General features: G+C 74.4%; 10 protein-coding genes. 3 read left to right on the plus strand and 7 right to left on the minus strand.

Going from position 1 to position 17,433, the window contains the following annotated elements:
- Window positions 1–210 precede the first annotated feature (210 nt).
- The 3 genes from K7I03_RS10395 to K7I03_RS10405 all read left to right on the plus strand — a co-directional run bounded on the left by K7I03_RS10395 (window position 211) and on the right by K7I03_RS10405 (window position 5,011).
- Window positions 211–4,026, plus strand: a complete 3,816-nt coding sequence (locus tag K7I03_RS10395; RefSeq protein ID WP_185940215.1) for a multifunctional oxoglutarate decarboxylase/oxoglutarate dehydrogenase thiamine pyrophosphate-binding subunit/dihydrolipoyllysine-residue succinyltransferase subunit — start codon at window positions 211–213, stop codon at window positions 4,024–4,026.
- 119 nt (window positions 4,027–4,145) lie between these two features.
- Window positions 4,146–4,730: a Uma2 family endonuclease gene (locus K7I03_RS10400; RefSeq protein WP_185940216.1), complete on the plus strand. Its 585-nt coding sequence runs from the start codon at window positions 4,146–4,148 to the stop codon at window positions 4,728–4,730.
- Window positions 4,727–5,011 (plus strand): helix-turn-helix domain-containing protein, encoded by a 285-nt coding sequence (locus K7I03_RS10405; RefSeq protein WP_224346984.1) that lies wholly within the window; start codon window positions 4,727–4,729, stop codon window positions 5,009–5,011. Before K7I03_RS10400 ends, K7I03_RS10405 begins: the two co-directional genes overlap by 4 nt.
- Here K7I03_RS10405 and K7I03_RS10410 read toward each other — a convergent pair.
- The 7 genes from K7I03_RS10410 to K7I03_RS10440 all read right to left on the minus strand — a co-directional run bounded on the left by K7I03_RS10410 (window position 4,911) and on the right by K7I03_RS10440 (window position 17,428).
- Window positions 4,911–5,621, minus strand: a complete 711-nt coding sequence (locus K7I03_RS10410) for an SGNH/GDSL hydrolase family protein (protein ID WP_185940217.1) — start codon at window positions 5,619–5,621, stop codon at window positions 4,911–4,913. The two genes, K7I03_RS10405 and K7I03_RS10410, sit on opposite strands and share 101 nt — an antisense overlap.
- Window positions 5,622–5,927: 306 nt before the next feature.
- Window positions 5,928–8,948, minus strand: coding sequence for an FxSxx-COOH system tetratricopeptide repeat protein (gene fxsT, locus K7I03_RS10415; RefSeq protein WP_185940218.1), 3,021 nt, complete (start codon window positions 8,946–8,948; stop codon window positions 5,928–5,930).
- A gap of 68 nt (window positions 8,949–9,016) precedes the next feature.
- Entirely contained in the window at window positions 9,017–10,531 is a 1,515-nt protein-coding gene (locus tag K7I03_RS10420) for an aKG-HExxH-type peptide beta-hydroxylase (protein WP_185940219.1), read from the minus strand.
- Complete coding sequence (locus K7I03_RS10425; RefSeq protein WP_185940220.1) at window positions 10,528–10,770, minus strand: hypothetical protein; 243 nt, start codon at window positions 10,768–10,770, stop codon at window positions 10,528–10,530. The genes K7I03_RS10420 and K7I03_RS10425 overlap by 4 nt, the downstream gene beginning before the upstream one ends.
- Before the next feature lie 126 nt (window positions 10,771–10,896).
- Window positions 10,897–14,097: an SAV_2336 N-terminal domain-related protein gene (locus K7I03_RS10430; RefSeq protein ID WP_185940221.1), complete on the minus strand. Its 3,201-nt coding sequence runs from the start codon at window positions 14,095–14,097 to the stop codon at window positions 10,897–10,899.
- A 6-nt stretch (window positions 14,098–14,103) separates the two neighbouring features.
- Window positions 14,104–15,111 carry an AAA family ATPase gene (locus K7I03_RS10435; protein ID WP_185940222.1) on the minus strand — a complete coding sequence of 336 codons (1,008 nt, stop codon included), beginning with the start codon at window positions 15,109–15,111 and terminating at the stop codon, window positions 14,104–14,106.
- A gap of 187 nt (window positions 15,112–15,298) precedes the next feature.
- Window positions 15,299–17,428, minus strand: coding sequence for a VMAP-C domain-containing protein (locus K7I03_RS10440; protein WP_185940223.1), 2,130 nt, complete (start codon window positions 17,426–17,428; stop codon window positions 15,299–15,301).
- Window positions 17,429–17,433 lie beyond the last annotated feature (5 nt).

A 17,433-nucleotide genomic window follows, 5' to 3' on the forward strand; every position in this document is an offset into this window, starting at 1 on the left:
GGCACCATTCCGCGTACCCACGGAGGGGTCGGAAGCAGCCGGGGAGTCCGAAACCTCGGGTGTTTCCCGCCAAGTCATGCCCTGAAACACGGGACCGAGTGTGACTTGCGCGACGACTGGCCCCGGTGGCCTGCATCAGGGCAGCGGACAGGCGTAGCCTTTATTCCCGCTGTCCACCACCTTAGGAAGCGGAAGAGGGCGGTTGCCGCCGTGTCGCCACAGTCCCCGAACACCTCGAGCACTTCGACCGACCAAGACGGGCAGGGCAAGAGCCCTGCTGATGTGTTCGGTCCCAATGAGTGGCTCGTCGACGAGATCTACCAGCAGTACCTCCAGGACCCGAACTCGGTCGACCGAGCCTGGTGGGACTTCTTCGCCGACTACAAGCCGGGCAAGGACGCCAACGCGCCGGCCACGCGGCAGGGGGTGACCGGGGGTACGGCTCCCGCCGCCCCGGCCGCTCCTCCGCAGCCACCCGCGGCCGCCGCCGCGCCCGCGCAGGCCGCCCCGGCTCCGGCCGCCGCCGCGCCCGCCGCTCCGGCGCAGGCCGCCCCGGCGCAGGCCGCTCCGGCCGCCGCCGCGAAGCCCGCCGCCGCGCCCGCCAAGCCGGCCGCCGCCAAGCCCGCGGCCAAGGCCGCCCCGGCGACCGAGGCCCCGGCCGGCCCCGAGTACGTGACGCTGCGCGGCCCCGCCGCCGCGGTCGCCAAGAACATGAACGCCTCCCTGGAGCTGCCGACGGCCACGTCCGTCCGCGCCGTCCCGGTGAAGCTGCTGTTCGACCAGCGCATCGTCATCAACAACCACCTCAAGCGCGCCCGGGGTGGCAAGGTCTCCTTCACGCACCTCATCGGCTACGCCATGGTGCAGGCGCTGAAGCTGATGCCGTCGATGAACTACTCCTTCACGGAGAAGGACGGCAAGCCCACCCTCGTCAAGCCCGAGCACGTCAACCTGGGCCTGGCGATCGACCTGGTGAAGCCGAACGGCGACCGCCAGCTCGTGGTGGCGGCCATCAAGAAGGCCGAGACCCTGAACTTCTTCGAGTTCTGGCAGGCCTACGAGGACATCGTCCGCCGCGCCCGCGTCGGCAAGCTGACGATGGAGGACTTCACCGGCGTCACCGCGTCGCTGACCAACCCCGGCGGCATCGGCACCGTGCACTCCGTGCCGCGCCTGATGCCCGGCCAGGGCCTCATCCTCGGCGTGGGCGCGATGGACTACCCCGCCGAGTTCCAGGGCACCTCGCAGGACGCCCTGAACAAGATGGGCATCTCGAAGGTCATGACCCTGACCTCGACCTACGACCACCGCGTCATCCAGGGCGCCGCGTCGGGCGAGTTCCTGCGGATCATGAACCAGCTGCTGCTGGGCGAGAACGGCTTCTACGACGACATCTTCGAGGCGCTGCGGATCCCCTACGAGCCGGTCCGCTGGCTCAAGGACATCGACGCCTCGCACGACGACGACGTCACCAAGGCCGCCCGCGTCTTCGAGCTGATCCACGCGTACCGGGTGCGCGGCCACGTCATGGCCGACACCGACCCGCTGGAGTACCGCCAGCGCAAGCACCCCGACCTGGACATCACCGAGCACGGCCTCACCCTGTGGGACCTGGAGCGCGACTTCGCGGTCGGCGGTTTCGCCGGCAAGTCGATGATGAAGCTGCGCGACATCCTGGGCGTGCTGCGCGACTCGTACTGCCGCACCACCGGCATCGAGTTCATGCACATCCAGGACCCCAAGCAGCGCAAGTGGATCCAGGACCGGGTCGAGCGCGGCCACTCCAAGCCGGAGCGCGAGGAGCAGCTGCGGATCCTCCGCCGCCTGAACGCGGCCGAGGCGTTCGAGACGTTCCTGCAGACCAAGTACGTCGGCCAGAAGCGCTTCTCGCTGGAGGGCGGCGAGTCCGTCATCCCGCTGCTGGACGCGGTGCTGGACGCGGCCGCCGAGGCCCGCCTCGACGAGGCCGTCATCGGCATGGCCCACCGTGGCCGGCTCAACGTGCTGGCCAACATCGTCGGCAAGTCCTACGCGCAGATCTTCCGGGAGTTCGAGGGCAACCTCGACCCGAAGTCGATGCACGGCTCCGGCGACGTCAAGTACCACCTGGGCGCCGAGGGCGTCTTCACCGGCCTGGACGGCGAGCAGATCAAGGTCTCGCTGGCCGCCAACCCGTCCCACCTGGAGACGGTCGACCCGGTCGTCGAGGGCATCTCCCGCGCCAAGCAGGACATCATCGGCAAGGCGGGCACGGACTTCACCGTCCTGCCGGTCCAGCTGCACGGCGACGCGGCCTTCGCGGGCCAGGGCGTCGTGGCCGAGACCCTGAACATGTCGCAGCTGCGCGGCTACCGCACCGGCGGCACCGTGCACATCGTCATCAACAACCAGGTCGGCTTCACCGCGCCGCCGGAGTCCTCGCGCTCGTCGATGTACTGCACCGACGTCGCCCGGATGATCGAGGCGCCGATCTTCCACGTGAACGGTGACGACCCGGAGGCCGTGGTCCGCGTCGCGCGGCTCGCCTTCGAGTTCCGCCAGGCGTTCAACAAGGACGTCGTCATCGACCTGATCTGCTACCGGCGCCGGGGCCACAACGAGGCCGACAACCCCTCGTTCACCCAGCCGCTGATGTACGACCTGATCGACAAGAAGCGCTCGGTGCGCAAGCTGTACACCGAGTCGCTGATCGGCCGGGGCGACATCACCCTGGAGGAGGCCGAGCAGGCCCTGCAGGACTACCAGGGCCAGCTGGAGAAGGTCTTCACCGAGGTCCGCGAGGCCACCTCGGCGCCCGCCTCCGCCGAGGTCCCGGCCCCGCAGGCCGAGTTCCCGGTCCCGGTGAACACCGCGATCTCCCAGGAGGTCGTCAAGCGGATCGCCGAGTCCCAGGTCAACCTGCCGGAGAACGTCACCGTCCACCCGCGTCTGCTGCCCCAGCTGCAGCGCCGCGCGGCCAGCGTCGAGGACGGCACGATCGACTGGGCCATGGGCGAGACCCTCGCCTTCGGCTCCCTCCTGATGGAGGGCACCCCGGTCCGCCTCTCCGGCCAGGACTCCCGCCGCGGCACCTTCGGCCAGCGCCACGCGGTGCTCGTCGACCGCGAGACCGGCGAGGACTACACCCCGCTGCTCTACCTCTCCGAGGACCAGGCGCGCTTCAACGTCTACGACTCGCTGCTCAGCGAGTACGCGGCGATGGGCTTCGAGTACGGCTACTCGCTGGCCCGCCCGGACGCGCTCGTCCTGTGGGAGGCGCAGTTCGGCGACTTCGCCAACGGCGCGCAGAACATCGTGGACGAGTTCATCTCGTCGAGCGAGCAGAAGTGGGGCCAGACCTCCGGCGTCACCCTGCTCCTCCCCCACGGTTACGAGGGCCAGGGCCCGGACCACTCCTCGGCCCGCATCGAGCGCTACCTCCAGCTCTGCGCCCAGAACAACATGACGGTCGCCATGCCGACGCTGCCGTCGAATTACTTCCACCTCCTGCGCTGGCAGGTCCACAACCCGCACCACAAGCCGCTCATCGTCTTCACCCCGAAGTCGATGCTGCGCCTGAAGGCCGCGGCGTCCAAGGCGGAGGAGTTCACCACCGGCGGCTTCCGCCCGGTGATCGGCGACGCCACGGTGAACGCGGCCGACGTCCGCAAGGTCGTCTTCTGCTCCGGCAAGGTCTACTACGACCTGGAGGCCGAGCGGCAGAAGCGCGGCGCCACGGACACCGCCCTCATCCGCATCGAGCGCCTGTACCCGCTGCCGGGTGCCGAGCTCCAGGCGGAGATCGCCAAGTTCCCCAACGCCGAGAAGTACATCTGGGCCCAGGAGGAGCCGGCGAACCAGGGTGCCTGGCCGTTCATCGCGCTGAACCTGATCGACCACCTCGACCTGGCGGTCGGCGCCGACATCCCGGCCCGCGAGCGCCTGCGCCGCGTCTCCCGCCCGCACTCCTCCTCCCCGGCGGTCGGCTCGGCCAAGCGCCACCAGGCGGAGCAGGCGGCCCTGGTCGCCGAGGTCTTCGACAGCTGATCCGCTGCGGATCCGTCCGCCGCACACGGGCCGGGGCCCGTACCGCTTCCAGGAGCGGTACGGGCCCCGGCCCGTTCGCGCACCCCCACTATGACGATTTCGTCATGTAGGGTGACGCCATGATGGCTGAGACGCGACGAGAGAGCTACCGCCACCTGCGTTCACTGGCCGCACACCTCACTCCGCCGGCGCCCCTGAGCTCGCATGTCGAGATCAGCGACGGCCAGATCATCATGATGATGAGCCCCGCGGGCCGCCACGACCTCGCGGCTCTGCGCATCGAACGCCAACTCCAGCCGCAGCTTCCCCCCGGAATCGTCGCCACCACCTCGGGCGACATCGAAGCGGCGGATCTAGGACAGCTACGCCGCCCCGACGTCCTCGTCCTGCCCGAAGCCGCCATGGACACGGACGATGCCATCGACCCCAAGGCCCTGCTCGCAGCGGTCGAAATCGTCTCTCCCTCCAACCCGGAGAACGACTACGAGAGCAAGCTGCGCCACTACCCCCGGCTCGGCATCCCGCACTACCTGATCGTCGACCCCCGCGACGGCACCTGCGTCCACTACTGGGCCATCACCGAGAAGAACGGTGTCCCCGAGTACAGCGCCAGGGTCCCCTATACCTTCGGCGACGAGATCACCATCAGCGACTGGACCATCGACACCGGCGAACTGCCGCGCTACAACGCGGCCCCGCAGTGAACACCGCGGCCCTCGTCCGCTCACGGAGGATCGAGCTCGGCCTTTCCCAGGCCGAGCTCGCCACCCGCGCGGGCACAGGCCAGGCCTTCATCTCGCGCGTCGAATCCGGCAAGGCGATACCGACCCTCCCGGTCCTCCAACGCCTTGCCACCGCCCTCGAATGCGACATCACGGTGAGCCTCACACCCCACCGGCAGGCCGACCTCCCGCCGGGGCGGCCGGGCCGGTCCTCGGCGAACGGTCCGGGCCCGGAGTCGCCGGGTGGGCCGGGGAGGGTCTGACGTCCACCTGTTCGCTGATCCATCCGGCGGTGGCGGCGCGGGCGATCGCGTCGTAGAAGGCCGCCGCCATCTTGGCGTTGCCGGTGTCGTTCGGGTGGAGGTCGTCGACGAGGTCGCGGGGTGTGACGCGGTCCATGCCGGCGAACCGGACGCGCGCTCCCCTGCCACGCCGTTCCGCGACCCGGGTAGGCACCGCGTGGTTGGACGTTTCGACGCGCCGCTGGGTGGCAGGGTCGGCCGAGGGGGCGAGGGAGGACACCAGGACCGTCATGTCCGGGGCGGCCGTGGTGATGCGGTCGACGAGCGCGCCCAGCCGCTCGGGGGCGGTGTCCACCCGGTAGTCGTCGTGCAGGTCGTTGGTGCCGATGTGGAGCAGCACCACGTTGGGGCGGGCTCTCGGCAGCCAGGCGTCGATGCGGGACAGCAGGCCGTCGATCTTCCAGCCCCAGTGGCCCTCGTGGTCGGGGTCGGGAAGCCGCCCGTTCCGTTCGCCGCCGACGAAGTCGACGACGTCGGCGTGGCCGGCGAGCCGGTCCCGCAGGACGGGCCGGTAGCCGCCGCCGGCCGGGCTGCCGGCGCCGCCGTGGGTGATCGAATCACCCAGGGGCATCACCGCGAGGCGGGGGACTTTCCAGCCCCGCCCAAGGGCTCTGACTTCCGGCGGCCGGCGCGCGGGACGCTCCGGCTCCCGGCGGTCGCCGCCGAAGGCACAGGCGGCACCCGCGGCCGGCAGGAGGGCCTGCCTCCGCGTGCGAATCCGCCCGGACCCACGAGGCGGCCTCGCCCCGCCGTCCTCCGCCCGGCGTTCGGTATCCAATACGCCGCTCCTTGAACCGACTCACGTCCGAGAGGCACGTCCTCTCGCACGGACTTGTGAGTCGGCCCAGGACGCGTTCGCGGCGCGGGCCTCGGGTCGCTAGCCCAGGTACGGCTCGAAGTCCCAGTACGGCCGGGAGCGTTGGCGGGCCGAGAGGGCGTGCGGGTGCTGGGCGCCCAGGGTGCGGGCGAGGCGCTGGAGGGCGTCCTCCTCCACCTTTTCCGCCTCCTCGTGCTCCCTCAGCGCCCGCAGGTCCGCCGCCAGGGCGACTTCGCAGGAGAGGGTGAAGGGGTGGTCCTGGCCGAGGGCGGTGCGGGCGCGGCGGAGGGTGTCGCGGCTGAGGTCGGCGGCGCTCTCCAGGCGGCCGGTGAAGTTGCGGCCGGCGGCGGCGTTGAGGGCGCAGCCGAGGACCCAGGGGTGGTCGGGGCCGAGGGACGCGGCCAGGCCCGCGTAGGCGGACTCGAACATGGTGAGGGCCTCGGCCCGTTCGCCGGCGGCCTGGAGGACGAGGCCGGTGTTGGAGAGCATCCCGGTGCTGATGGGGTGGGCGGGGCCGAGCAGGGTGCGGAAGCCGCTCTCGCCCTCCTCGATGAGCTCGCGGGCCTGGCGGATGTCGCCGTGCTCGCGGGCGTAGTTGCCGAAGTCCACGACGAGCCCCATCGTGGCGTAGTGCCGGCGGCCGTGGACCTGTTCCATCTGTTCGAGGAGGCTGGCCATGGCGCCGGTGAGGTCCTGCGGGGAGCCGGCGCGGCGCTGGCAGAGCAGCAGGTTGTGGCGGGCGCGCAGGGTCTGCGGGTGGTTGGCGCCGAGGACCTGGATGTGCAGCCGCATGCCGAGCTCCTGGCGGGCCAGGGCGTCGCCGTAGCGGCCCATCAGGCGCAGGTCGCGGGCGCAGGCGATGCCGGAGACCAGGGTGGCGGCGTGGCGGGCGCGGAGCTGGTTCTCGCGGGCGCGCAGGGTCTCCAGGTCGATGTCGTACGCCTCGGAGTAGCGGCCGAGCAGGCGGAGGCCGACGCCGAGGTTGTGCTGGGCGAGGAGGGTCGTGTAGTCCTCGGGGCCGAGCAGTTCGAGGGCCGTGTTGAGGACTTCGCGCTGCATCTGGAGGGCTTCGGTGTACTGGCCGAGGAAGCGCTGGTCGGCGGCGAGGCAGCTGGTGGCCGTCATCAGGCTGCCGGCGTCGGTGTCCGGGAGGGCGCGCAGCCGTTCCAGGCACTCGCGGTCGAGCTCGTAGGCGGCCCGGAAGAGGCCGTGGGCACGCAGGATGTTGCCCTGCTGGGTGGTGAGTTCGACCATCCGGGGGTGCTCGGGCGGGAACATCTCGGACCACTGGGTGCGGATCTGCTCCGCCAGCTCGACACCGGTGCGGAACTCGCCGCTGTGCATGCAGTAGCGCAGCAGGTTGAGGACGGTCTCCTGGACCCGGTAGTCGTGGCTGCCCAGCGCGCCGGAGGGCTCCAGGTGCGGGAGGAGCTCGGCGTAGCGCGGCCAGAGCCGGCTGTCCTGGGGGTTGCCCGGGTCGGCGGCGGCGATCATACGGCGGACGATGCGGCGGTGCAGCTGCCGTTCCTCGGGCGAGGTGAGGCGGGCGACGATGTCGTGGACCAGCCGGTGCATGTGCACCGACTCCTGCTCGGGGCCGGGATCGTGTGCCTGGGTGGTGCGCAGGTCGCGGGACTCGCGGGTGAACACCGAGTAGTTGACCAGGGTGTCCAGCGCCCGCGTCCAGCTGGGCAGGTCGGAGACGAGCCAGCCGAGGCTGTCGGGCAGCTGGGCGGGCGGCATGACGCGGATGAGGCCGATCGGGATCCGCCCGGCCCCGAACGACGTGCAGAGGGTGAGGAGTTCGACGGCGTGGGGCTGGGTCTCGCGGAGCCGGTTGATCAGTATCGACCAGGAGGTGATCATCGAGGTGGGGATGCCCTCGTACTCGCCGTGGTCGGCCAGGCCGACCCCGTCGCCGTCCCGGACCATCCGCAGGTAGTCGGCGACCTCCATGTCCGACTCGCCCAGCCAGGCGGCGGCCTGGACCAGGGCGATGGGCACGTCGCCGAGCTCGGAGGCGACGGCGTCCGCCTGCTCGGCGGAGAGCCGGGGGGCGCGCCGCATCAGGTAGCCGGTGCTCTCGTGCCGCTGGAAGCCCGGTACGTCGACGGTGACGCCGTACCGGTCCCAGAGGCGGTTGCGCGAGGTGATCAGGACGTGCCCCTGGCCCCAGGGCAGGATCTCGTCGACGAGGTCGGTGTCGTCCCAGCCGTCGAAGATGATCAGCCAGTTCTTGTAGGGCTCGCCGCGGCGCAGCGCCTCGCGCAGCGCGCGGATGCGCTCGCCGGGCTCGGAGCCGACGTCGAGCTGGAGCTCGGGGGCGAGTTCGCCGAACCGCTCGCGCTGGGTGCCGCGGGTGTCGGAGTTGACCCACCAGACGACGTCGTAGTCGGAGCTGAACCGGTGCGCGTACTCGGCGGCCATCTGCGTCTTGCCGATGCCGGACATGCCGACCAGGGCGCAGACGGCGGTGCCGCGGTCGGCGTCCATCAGCTGTTCCTGGACCTGGTTGAGCAGGTCGTCGCGGCCGGTGAAGCGGCGGTTGCGGCGGGGGACGTCGCCCCAGACGGCCGGGGGGTCGTTGGGGTAGCGGGTGCCGGGGCCGGGGGGCAGCGGGCGCCGGGGCGGCCCCTCGGGGAGCTGGAGGCGGGCGAGGAGCCGGCGCTCGGCCTCCGGCGCGCCGACGCCCCAGAGGTCGGCCGGCCCCAGGACGGCGGTGGCGGGCAGGAGTGCCCGGTTGGTGAGGTTGACGGCGGCGAACCGGTCGACGTTGTCCGCGACGATGCCGCGCAGGGCCTCGTTCCACTCGTCCTCGCGGCGTGGGCCGAGCTCGAAGAACCAGTCGCTGAGCACCAGCAGGATCCGGCCGCTGGCCAGCAGCAGGTCGCTCAGCGCGGCCTCCAGGGGGACCTCGCGGGGCGGGTCCCAGCGGTGGAGCGTCGTCCGGTGGCCGTGGCTCTCCAGCCGGTGCTGGATCCAGGTCGCCCAAGGCCGGTAGAAGCCGGCGAAGACGATGGTGAAGTGCTCGCCGACCCGGTCCTGCGCACCGGTGCCGACCTGATACCGCTGCGTGTTCATGCGCGTCCCTCGTTCCTTCGCACCGCGTGGTCCGGGCGGCCGCCCGGGGGTCCGGTGCGGCGGCATCATCACTGTACGTCATCACATGATGACGCACGGGCGATGCCGGACGCCATGCGCCCGGTTCGTCCCAGACTCAGGAGGAGCCGTTCCATGCCCGTCGCGAACTCCCGGCCCGCGGGAGTCAGTTCACTGGATTCAAGCAGGATGGGTACCGCTTCCGCGACCTGTCGGCGGTACGAATCGCGCCGGGCCCGCGCCTCCTCGCGCACCGCGTCGGGGGCGGCGGTCCGTCGGGCCGCCCGGTCCCAGAACTCGGCGAGGGCCAGGTGCGCGTAGGTGCCCTGGAACACGCCGGCGAGCGGCCGGGGGTCGGGCCGCCAGGCGACCCGGTGCACGGCCGCGGGGCCGGCGTCGTGCAGCGGGACGAGGTCGTGCAGGACGGCCAGTTTCGTGTGCTGGGTCTCGTGGACGAGCACCTCGGCCAGGTCGGCGGCGGTGCGCGGCAGGGTGGCCAGTATGGCGCCGGGGGCCGCCCGGACGGTGGCGCTGACCTCGGTCTCCCCGCCGTCCGCCGGGCCGGCGACGGGCACCAGGCAGCGCAGCAGCGCGGTGGTCTCGGCGGCCCGCTGCGGGTCGGTGGCGCGCAGCAGGCCCAGGGCGGCGCGCCAGCGGCGGGTCCAGGGCCGGCCGGCGCCCGCGGTGCGGCCGGAGGGCGGCAGGGCGGACCGGCCCACACCGGCGGCGGGGGCGCGGTAGGGGTCGAGGTCGTCCAGGACGGCGGCGCCGCCGGGGAGCCTGCGCAGGCCGTGCCAGCCCGTCCCGGCGCCGGTGATCCGGCGGGTGCCGCGCAGCAGTACCGGCCCGGGGCGGTGCTCCGCGCCGGGCACGGTGAGGCGGGCGGTGCGGGCCCGGGCGGTGAGCCGGACGACGGGCGCGCCGGCTTCCAGCAGGCCGATGCCGGGGAGGGCCAGCGTCCCTCCGGGGGCGGTGAGTTCGGCCGTGAAGGCGGCCCCGGAGCGGAGCGCCGCGGCGGCGGCGACGGACCCGAAGTGCTCCAGCTCGGCGGCGAGGGGGGCGCCTTGGGGCGCGGCGAGGGCGCGGGCCAGCCAGTTGCCGACGGAGGGGTAGTCGAGGGTGTCGCGAACCGCCGGCGCGTGCCGTGCCTCCGCGCGCTCCATCAGGCTCCAGTGCGCCTCGAACCGCTCCCGCGCGGGGGCGGGCACGGCACGCGGATCCCGTTCCAGGCGTGTCAGCAGGGACTTGAGGAGGACGAGGCGTCTGCTGTGCAGGGCGTGCAGGAGGAGGGCGAGGTCATCGGCCGTGGCCTGGGTGCGCGCGAGCCGCTCCAGCGCGTCCGGCGCCACGAGGCGGACGGCGAGGGGCAGGGGGGTGGGGGCGAGGGGTTGGGGGGAGTCACCGGCCCGCGCCGGGTCCTGACGCGCGGGCGCCGGGTCCTGGCGCGGCCGGACGGACACCGGCGCCCGCGCGTCCGCCCCGCGCCCCGAACTCCCCGCGGGGTGCGGCCGCCGTCCGGACGGCGACTCCGCCGCCGGCTCCCCGGACTGTTCTCCGCTCGTCACGCGCCCGCCCCGGCCGCCTCCTCCACCGGCTCCCGTAAGCGGCCCCCCTGGTGGCCGCTGGAGTACCAGGTCTCGTCCAGCTCGGCCGGCCACCGGAGCGTGCTGTCGACGGCGGCGGCCAGGCCGGGATCCCGCAGGCCGCGCAGGCCGCGCAGGCCGACGCCGCGGAGGTCGGGCAGCGGCGCCGCCCCCGCTCCGCCCGCGGGGTCCGACGCGGCGGCGTTCCTGTGCTTGGGCACCCTCTGCTCCTCCCTGCCATGGTTCATGGCCGCGGCTCCCGCCGGACGTCCGGTCGACGGCCCCCTCGCGGCTGCTCGGTTCTTCCCGGGCGCCGTAATCCGGAAACCCGTTCGGACCACGTACGGTCACCCGCCGGAAAGGCGGGCGACGCTTTCCCGGGTGGCCGCGACCTCCTCCCAAGGGACGTCCGCCAGCCGGGCGGTGAGGTCGCGCCACTCCCCCGCCGCGGCCCGGTACGCGGCCAGCGCCTGCCGGCGCAGCCCCATCCGCTCCAGGGCCTCGCCGTAGCGGTGCGAGGCACGGGCGGCGACGACGGAGCCGGGCTCGTCCCCGGCGCTGCGGCGCGCCTGCTCGGCCGCGGCGGCGAACGCGTCGGCCGCGTCGGTGAGCGGCAGGCCGGGCGAGCGCTCCCGCAGGGCGAGCCGGGCGGTGCCCAGTTCCAGCCACGCCTCCGCGCGGGTGTCGCCGTCCGGGGCCCGGCGGGCGGCCTGTTCCAGCAGGTGGCAGCTCTCGTAGAGGTCGGGCAGGAAGCCGAGCCGGCCGTAGCGCAGCACCAGGGCGCGCCCGAGCAGCAGTTGGAGGCGCGGGCGGCGCGGCGAGCGCCCGGGGCTCACGGCGTACGCCTCGCGCAGGACGGCCTCCGCGCGGGAGACCGTCCCCGTGTCCCCCGCCGGCCCGGCCGCCTCGGCGCGGGCGAGGAGCGACTCGCCCCACTCGGTGAGCAGCTTGCGGCGGCGCGGGCTGTCGCGGCCGGTGAGGGCGACGGCGGCGGTGTACGCCTCGTCGGCCCGCGGGCCGTCGCCCGCGTCGGTGTGCACCCGGGCGCGTTCGAGGTGGGCGTAGAGCGACTGGAGTTCGTCCGCGGCGGACGCGGCCGCTTCGGCGGCCCGGTCGAGGACGGCGAGCGTGCCGGCGGCGGGCTCACCGGCCAGCCGCAGGGCCCGGCCCAGGTCCAGCAGGGCGGCGCAGCGCCGCCCGTCCGGCGCGTCCTCGGCCTCCAGCAGCTCGCAGGCGGCGCGGAGTTCGACGGCGGCCTCGGCGGCGCGCGGGGTCCTCGACTCGGTGCCGGACTCGGCGAGGGCCAGCAGGACCCGGCCCAGGCGCAGCCGGCGGTCGGTCCGGGCGGGCAGGGCCCGCAGGACCGTCTCGGCGGCCATCAGGTCCGTGCGGTCGAGGCCGGACCGCCAGCGGGCCCAGTGGGCGGCGGCCAGTTCGAGGCCGGTGGCGGTGTGCGCGTCGGTGCCGGCGGCGGTGCGCTCCCCGGTGCCGGGGGGCGTGTGCGCGTGGGCCTCGGCGAGCAGGGTGACGGCGCGGTCCAGCAGTTCGCGGCGGCCGGCGGGGTCGTCGCGGACGGCCTCGGTGCCTGCCAGGGCCAGCAGGACGCCGCCGAGCACGAACCGGGCCCGTACCGCCTCGCCGCGGCCGTCGCCGGTGAGCCCGGCGAGAGGGGCCACCGCCAGGGGGGCGACGAGGCCGCGCGCCTCGTGCAGCAGGGCGGAGTCGCCTTGGTCGTGCCAGAGCCGGAGCAGGCCCGCCGCCTCGCCGACCGGCCCGGTCTCCGGGGGCGTCGGCCGGTACCAGCGCACCACGCGGGCCGGGACCCGGGCGAACAGCTCGGGTTCGGAGCCGGAGGGGCCGAAGGAATCGACCGCGTCGGCGGAGTCGGACGAGCCGGGGTCGTCGGTTCCGGTGTCGGGCAGCGGGTGGCCGCGCAGCCGGGCGACGGCGAGGGCGGAGAAGTTGCGGGCGCTCCGGCCGAAGTGCCGCTCCACGTAGTCGGAGCAGTGCTTGAGCACCAGGGTGGCCTCGTCCACGCCGAGGGACTGGAGCAGCAGCTCGCGCACGCCGTCGGCGAACTCGTACCAGGGTCCGGTGACGGCGTCCGTACCCGCCGGGGCGGGCACCCGCCAGAGCAGCCCGCCGAGCAGCACCTCGGCCAGCTCCATGGCGCCGGTGTCGGGCAGCATCGCCCGCTGCACCATCTGCATCACGGGCAACGCCAGGGGGACGGCGGCGAAATGCGTCGCCAGGAGCAGGGCGCCGGGCGAGGCCGTGGCGCGGAACGCGGCCAAACGGGCGTCGGCGGTGAGGTTCTCGACTTCGTCCGGGGGCGGCGGCGCCGACGCTGGGTGCTCCGGGAGCACCCAGCCGGCCGCGCCGTGCACGCTCGTCCGCCCGGGGCCGGACAGCAGCCGGGCCCAGGCGCCGAGCGCCTCGCGGACGGGCAGCAGGACGGGCACCGGCAGCGCGCCCCGCGGCGGCGGCGGGCCGAAGGCGTCCGGTTCGAAGCCCAGCCGGCCGCCCGACAGGGGGTCGCGGGTGAGCGTCCCGCCCTCGGCGGGCAGCGCGGTACGCGGCCAGAGCCGGGGCGGCAGCGGCTGGACGACGGCGAGCGGCGCGGTCGCGGACCAGCGGTGCAGCAGCCGCTGGGCGCGCCCCTCCTGCCACAGGGGGCCCACGCAGTCACTGATGACCAGGGTGAGCCGGCGGCCGGAAGGGTCGAGGAACTGGTCGGCGGGGCGCGGGCGTTGCCGGGACGAGCCGGGGGCGCCGCCGGCCGCCGAGGTGGCGATCAGGGGCGTACCGTCGGACGCCCGGTGCAGATAGCGCACCCGGACGTCCCGGAAAACGCCCAACTGCGAACAGGTCTGCTCGATTTCATCCAGCATCCGCTCCCAGACGACCATGGAGGCGGAGGTGTCCATCAGTAACTGCATGGCCGCCGCCTGCCGTTCGCCCCGGCGGTAGGCGGGGTGCACGACACCCGTGCGGGCGGCGCGGTCGGCGGTGGCGTCCTCGTCCAGCGGCCCTTGCGGGGGTGCGGCGAGCGACCGGTAGCCGCGCAGCGGGCGCAGGGCGCGCTGCAGGCCCAGCAGGCCGGGCAGGGAGGCGGCGGGCACCCGGACGGGGAACGTCCGCTCGACGCTCTCGGCGGTACGGGCCGGGCCCGTACCCCGGCCGCCCGCCACTGTCCCACCCGTCCCGCGCGCCCCACGGCCGTCGACGCGCACACCGACGGAACCCTCGGGCGGCGGCTCCCCGCCGCCCGCGGCGGGCAGCCGGGGCGCGTCCGGAACCCGGGCACGGTCCGTGAGTCCGGACCGCCGACCGGTCGCCCCGGCACCGGAACCGGTCTTGCCGCCGTCCGTCTCACCGGTCGCCGGCCGCTCGGCACCCTCCCCGGACGGGGTGGGCGCCCCGGGATCCGGGGTCATCCGTCCGGCCAGCCACACCGCGTCGGCTATCTCCTCGGCGGTCACGTCTTGGGAGGTGGCCCGCAACCGGCCGACCAGTTCCTCCAGCCACGGCTCGGGGGGCGCCGTCATCGCTCATCACCTCGGGCGGTCCAGCGGTTGCATCAGCATGTCGGCGAGCCGTTCTCGGGTGACGCGTTCCGCGCTGGGGGCGTGCTGGGTGAGGAACAGGGCGTTCAGCAGCTGGTCGGCGGCGACCACCTCACCGGGCTCGCGCCGCAGGAACCGCTGGATCAGCTCGCTCCCGTCCGTCACCGCGTCGTCGCCCAGATGCGCCCGGACCATCGCGGTCAGCTGCTCCTCGCCCGGCGGTTCGAGGTCGAGCTGGATGCAGCGGCGCAGCAGGGCGGCGGGGAAGTCGCGCTCCCCGTTGGAGGTGAGGACGATGAGCGGGAAGGTGGTGCAGCGGACCAGGCCGTCGCGGACCACCGCCCGGCCGCCGTCGTCCGTCCCCACCTCGACCTCGGGCTCGCGGTCGGCGATCCGCTCCAGCTCGTGGATCCGGAACTCGCCCTCCTCCAGCACGTTCAGCAGGTCGTTGGGGAGGTCGAGATCGCTCTTGTCCAGCTCGTCGATGAGCAGCACGCGGGGCCGCTCCGCCGGGAGCAGGGCGGTGCCGAGCGGGCCGAGCCGCAGGTAGGAGCCGATGGAGTGGCGCTCGGCCCCCACGTCCCCCCCGGCCCGCTCCAACTGCACGTCCTGGAGGCGGGCGATGGCGTCGTAGTGGTAGAGGCCGTCCCGCAGGGTGGAGCGGCTGACGATCGGCCAGCGCAGCACCCGGCCCAGCTTGAGCTCGTAGGCGACCGCGTGGGCCAAAGTGGACTTTCCGGTTCCGGGCGTGCCCGTCACCAGCAGCGGACGGCGCAGATAGAGCGCGGCGTTGACCGCCTCGACCTCCTCGGGCCGCGGGTGGTGGTTCTCCACCAGCCGGCGCCGCACCCCCAGCCTGCGGGCCGCGCTCGGGTCCGTGCCGGCACCGGTGTCGGGCCCGGCGGCGGCGAAGTCGCGCCAGGGGGGCGGGGGCGGCAATCGCCGGACACCGTCGTGCGGCAGGCCGGCTCCCCGGTAGATGCGCCAATCGTTCACATCGGGCTCCTCGTTGCCGGCGTGGCTCTCCCGGCTGTCATCGGCCGGGCCCCCACGCGTCCGCCGTCGCCGCTTCCGCTCCCCGGACGACGGTACCGGTCCGGGCGCGGCCTGCCGAGCCTTTCCGTCTCGTCCGTCTCGCTCCGTCGTTTCCCTGTCACTTCCCTGTCACTCCGCCGGGACACCTTCACGACCCGCCTTCCGGGCGCATACCCGGCGCGGACAGCGGCGGACCGGGCGGCGGCGGGTGCTCCGGCCGGTCCAGGAGCAGGGCGATCGACCGCGCCCAGCGCGCCTCCTCGTCCGGCTGTTCGGGATCGGCGCAGCGAATCCGCAGGTTGCGCAGCCGGCGGTGGAGTCCCTCGGCCGTGGCCGCCTCGCACACCAGTCGGGAGACCTCGTCGTGGAATTCGGCGCAATCGAGGTGCTCCCCGGCGCACCCCCGCCAGATCACCACCGCGTGCCCGGCGGCGAGCGCCGCGTCCAGGGCCATGGCGCCCGGGCCGTGCGAGACCGGCCCGCAGAAGACCGGGACGGCGGACGGGTCCACGTCCGAGAGCCGGGCGTACGCCGCGTGCCTGCTCTCCGGCCGCCGTGCGCCGTGCCCGGGGACGGGCACCTCGGCGCGCAGCGGTACGGCGGTCATCGGGCCGGCCGTACAGCCGTTCCACCGCCGCCGCCACTCCGGGAAGTCGCGCCGGTCCCGGCGGCGGCGGTCCCGGACGACCACGACGCGGCGCTGGCCGAGCGGCATGGTGTGCGGGTCCAGGCCGTCGTCGTCCGTCCCGGGCGGCACCAGCCGCCAGTCGGCCACCGGCTCGTCGAACAGCTCGCGCGGCAGGACGAGTTGGAGCGCCGCCAGGTGCTCGCCCACGTCGCCCTGGCGCAGCGCCTCCGCTATCGGCTCGCGCAGCGCCTCGCGGAGCTCCGCCCGGCGGGCGCCCTGGGCGTCGTCGCGGAGGGGGGTGATCCGGTCGTCCTGGCCGAGCAGCTTGACGCGCCACGGGTAGCGGTCGCCGTACATCAGGGCGTCGACCTCGACGAGCACGTCGGCCCGCGCCTGGAGGTCGGTCTCCTCGGCGGGCTCCACCGGGCCCGGCCGGTCCTTGACCAGGACGACGCCGGCGGCCGGCACCGGCCGGTCCGGGCCGGGGTCGCGGCGGCCGTGCAGGATCCGCTGGACCTCCTTGCGGATGACGTCCTGCACCTGGTCCGCCTTGCCGGTCACCCAGCCGGCCAGCTCGCGCAGCGGACCGGCGTCGGCGGGGTCGCCGAGCCTGCTGACGGCCGCCGCGACCCACGCCGCGTACAACAGGACCGCCTCCAGCTCCAGGTCCCGCCCGGGCCCCGAGCCGGCGCCCGGCCAGCCCGTGCGCCCGGCGCGGCCCTCGGCGCCGTCCCGCAGGTCGTAGAGGAGGCCGACGCCCTCACGCCAGGTGCGCGGGTCGTGCTCGACGCCGGGCTGGTAGGCGTCCTGGACGACCCGGCTCTTGGCCTGGTCGACCAGGGCCATCACCTCGCCTGGCGTCCGGGGCTGGGTCAGCTCGGCGAGGCGGGCGAACAGCTGGGTGCGCAGCACCGGGGTGAAGCCCTCGACCGCCGGGCGCAGGCCCTTCTGTATGCCCGTCCAGCTGCGGCCGGTGCCGACCGCGCGGTAGTGCCGCAGGTGGTAGCGGTCGTGCGCGCGGACCACGGAGTGCAGACGGTCGCGCCCCGGGCGGTCGTTGGCGATCCGCCGCAGGGCGGTGATCGGCACCGCGAGCCCGTGGTCCCGCCCCCGCCCCTTGCTCACCCCGATGACCGCGCCCCGGCCGGTGTCCACCACCGGCCCGCCGGAGCAGCCCTCCACCGGGATCTCGCCGCGCAGCAGCATCGCCCGGCCGCTGCCGTCCCCGCCGGCGGCGGTGCCCGTGCCGTAGCGCCAGCCCAGCTCGCCGGTCTCCCGCGACCAGCCGTAGACGGCCACCTCGGCCGGGACGACCGCCGAACGGTCGCTCATCCAGAGGCACTCGGCGCCGTGCGCGTCCGCGACCTCGACCAGGGCCAGGTCGGGCAGCGGCCAGCGGTCCGGCGGGCGCTCGGGGTCGCCCGGGCGCGGCAGGACGAACACCACCCTGCCCTCGTGGACGCGGTCGTCGCCGTCCGTGACGTCGATGGCCGTGGTGCCGTCCAGCACGCCGCCACCCCCGTTCCCCACCACATGGGCGCAGGTCAGGGCCCAGCCGGGGGCGATGAAGAACCCCGTGCCCCAGAACCGGTCGTCGTCGGGTTCCTGCCCGCCGCCGGCGCCGGAGATGCGGACGGCGGACCGGCGCACGGTGG

It is taken from the genome of Streptomyces mobaraensis (assembly GCF_020099395.1).
In the GTDB taxonomy this organism is placed as follows: Bacteria; Actinomycetota; Actinomycetes; order Streptomycetales; family Streptomycetaceae; genus Streptomyces.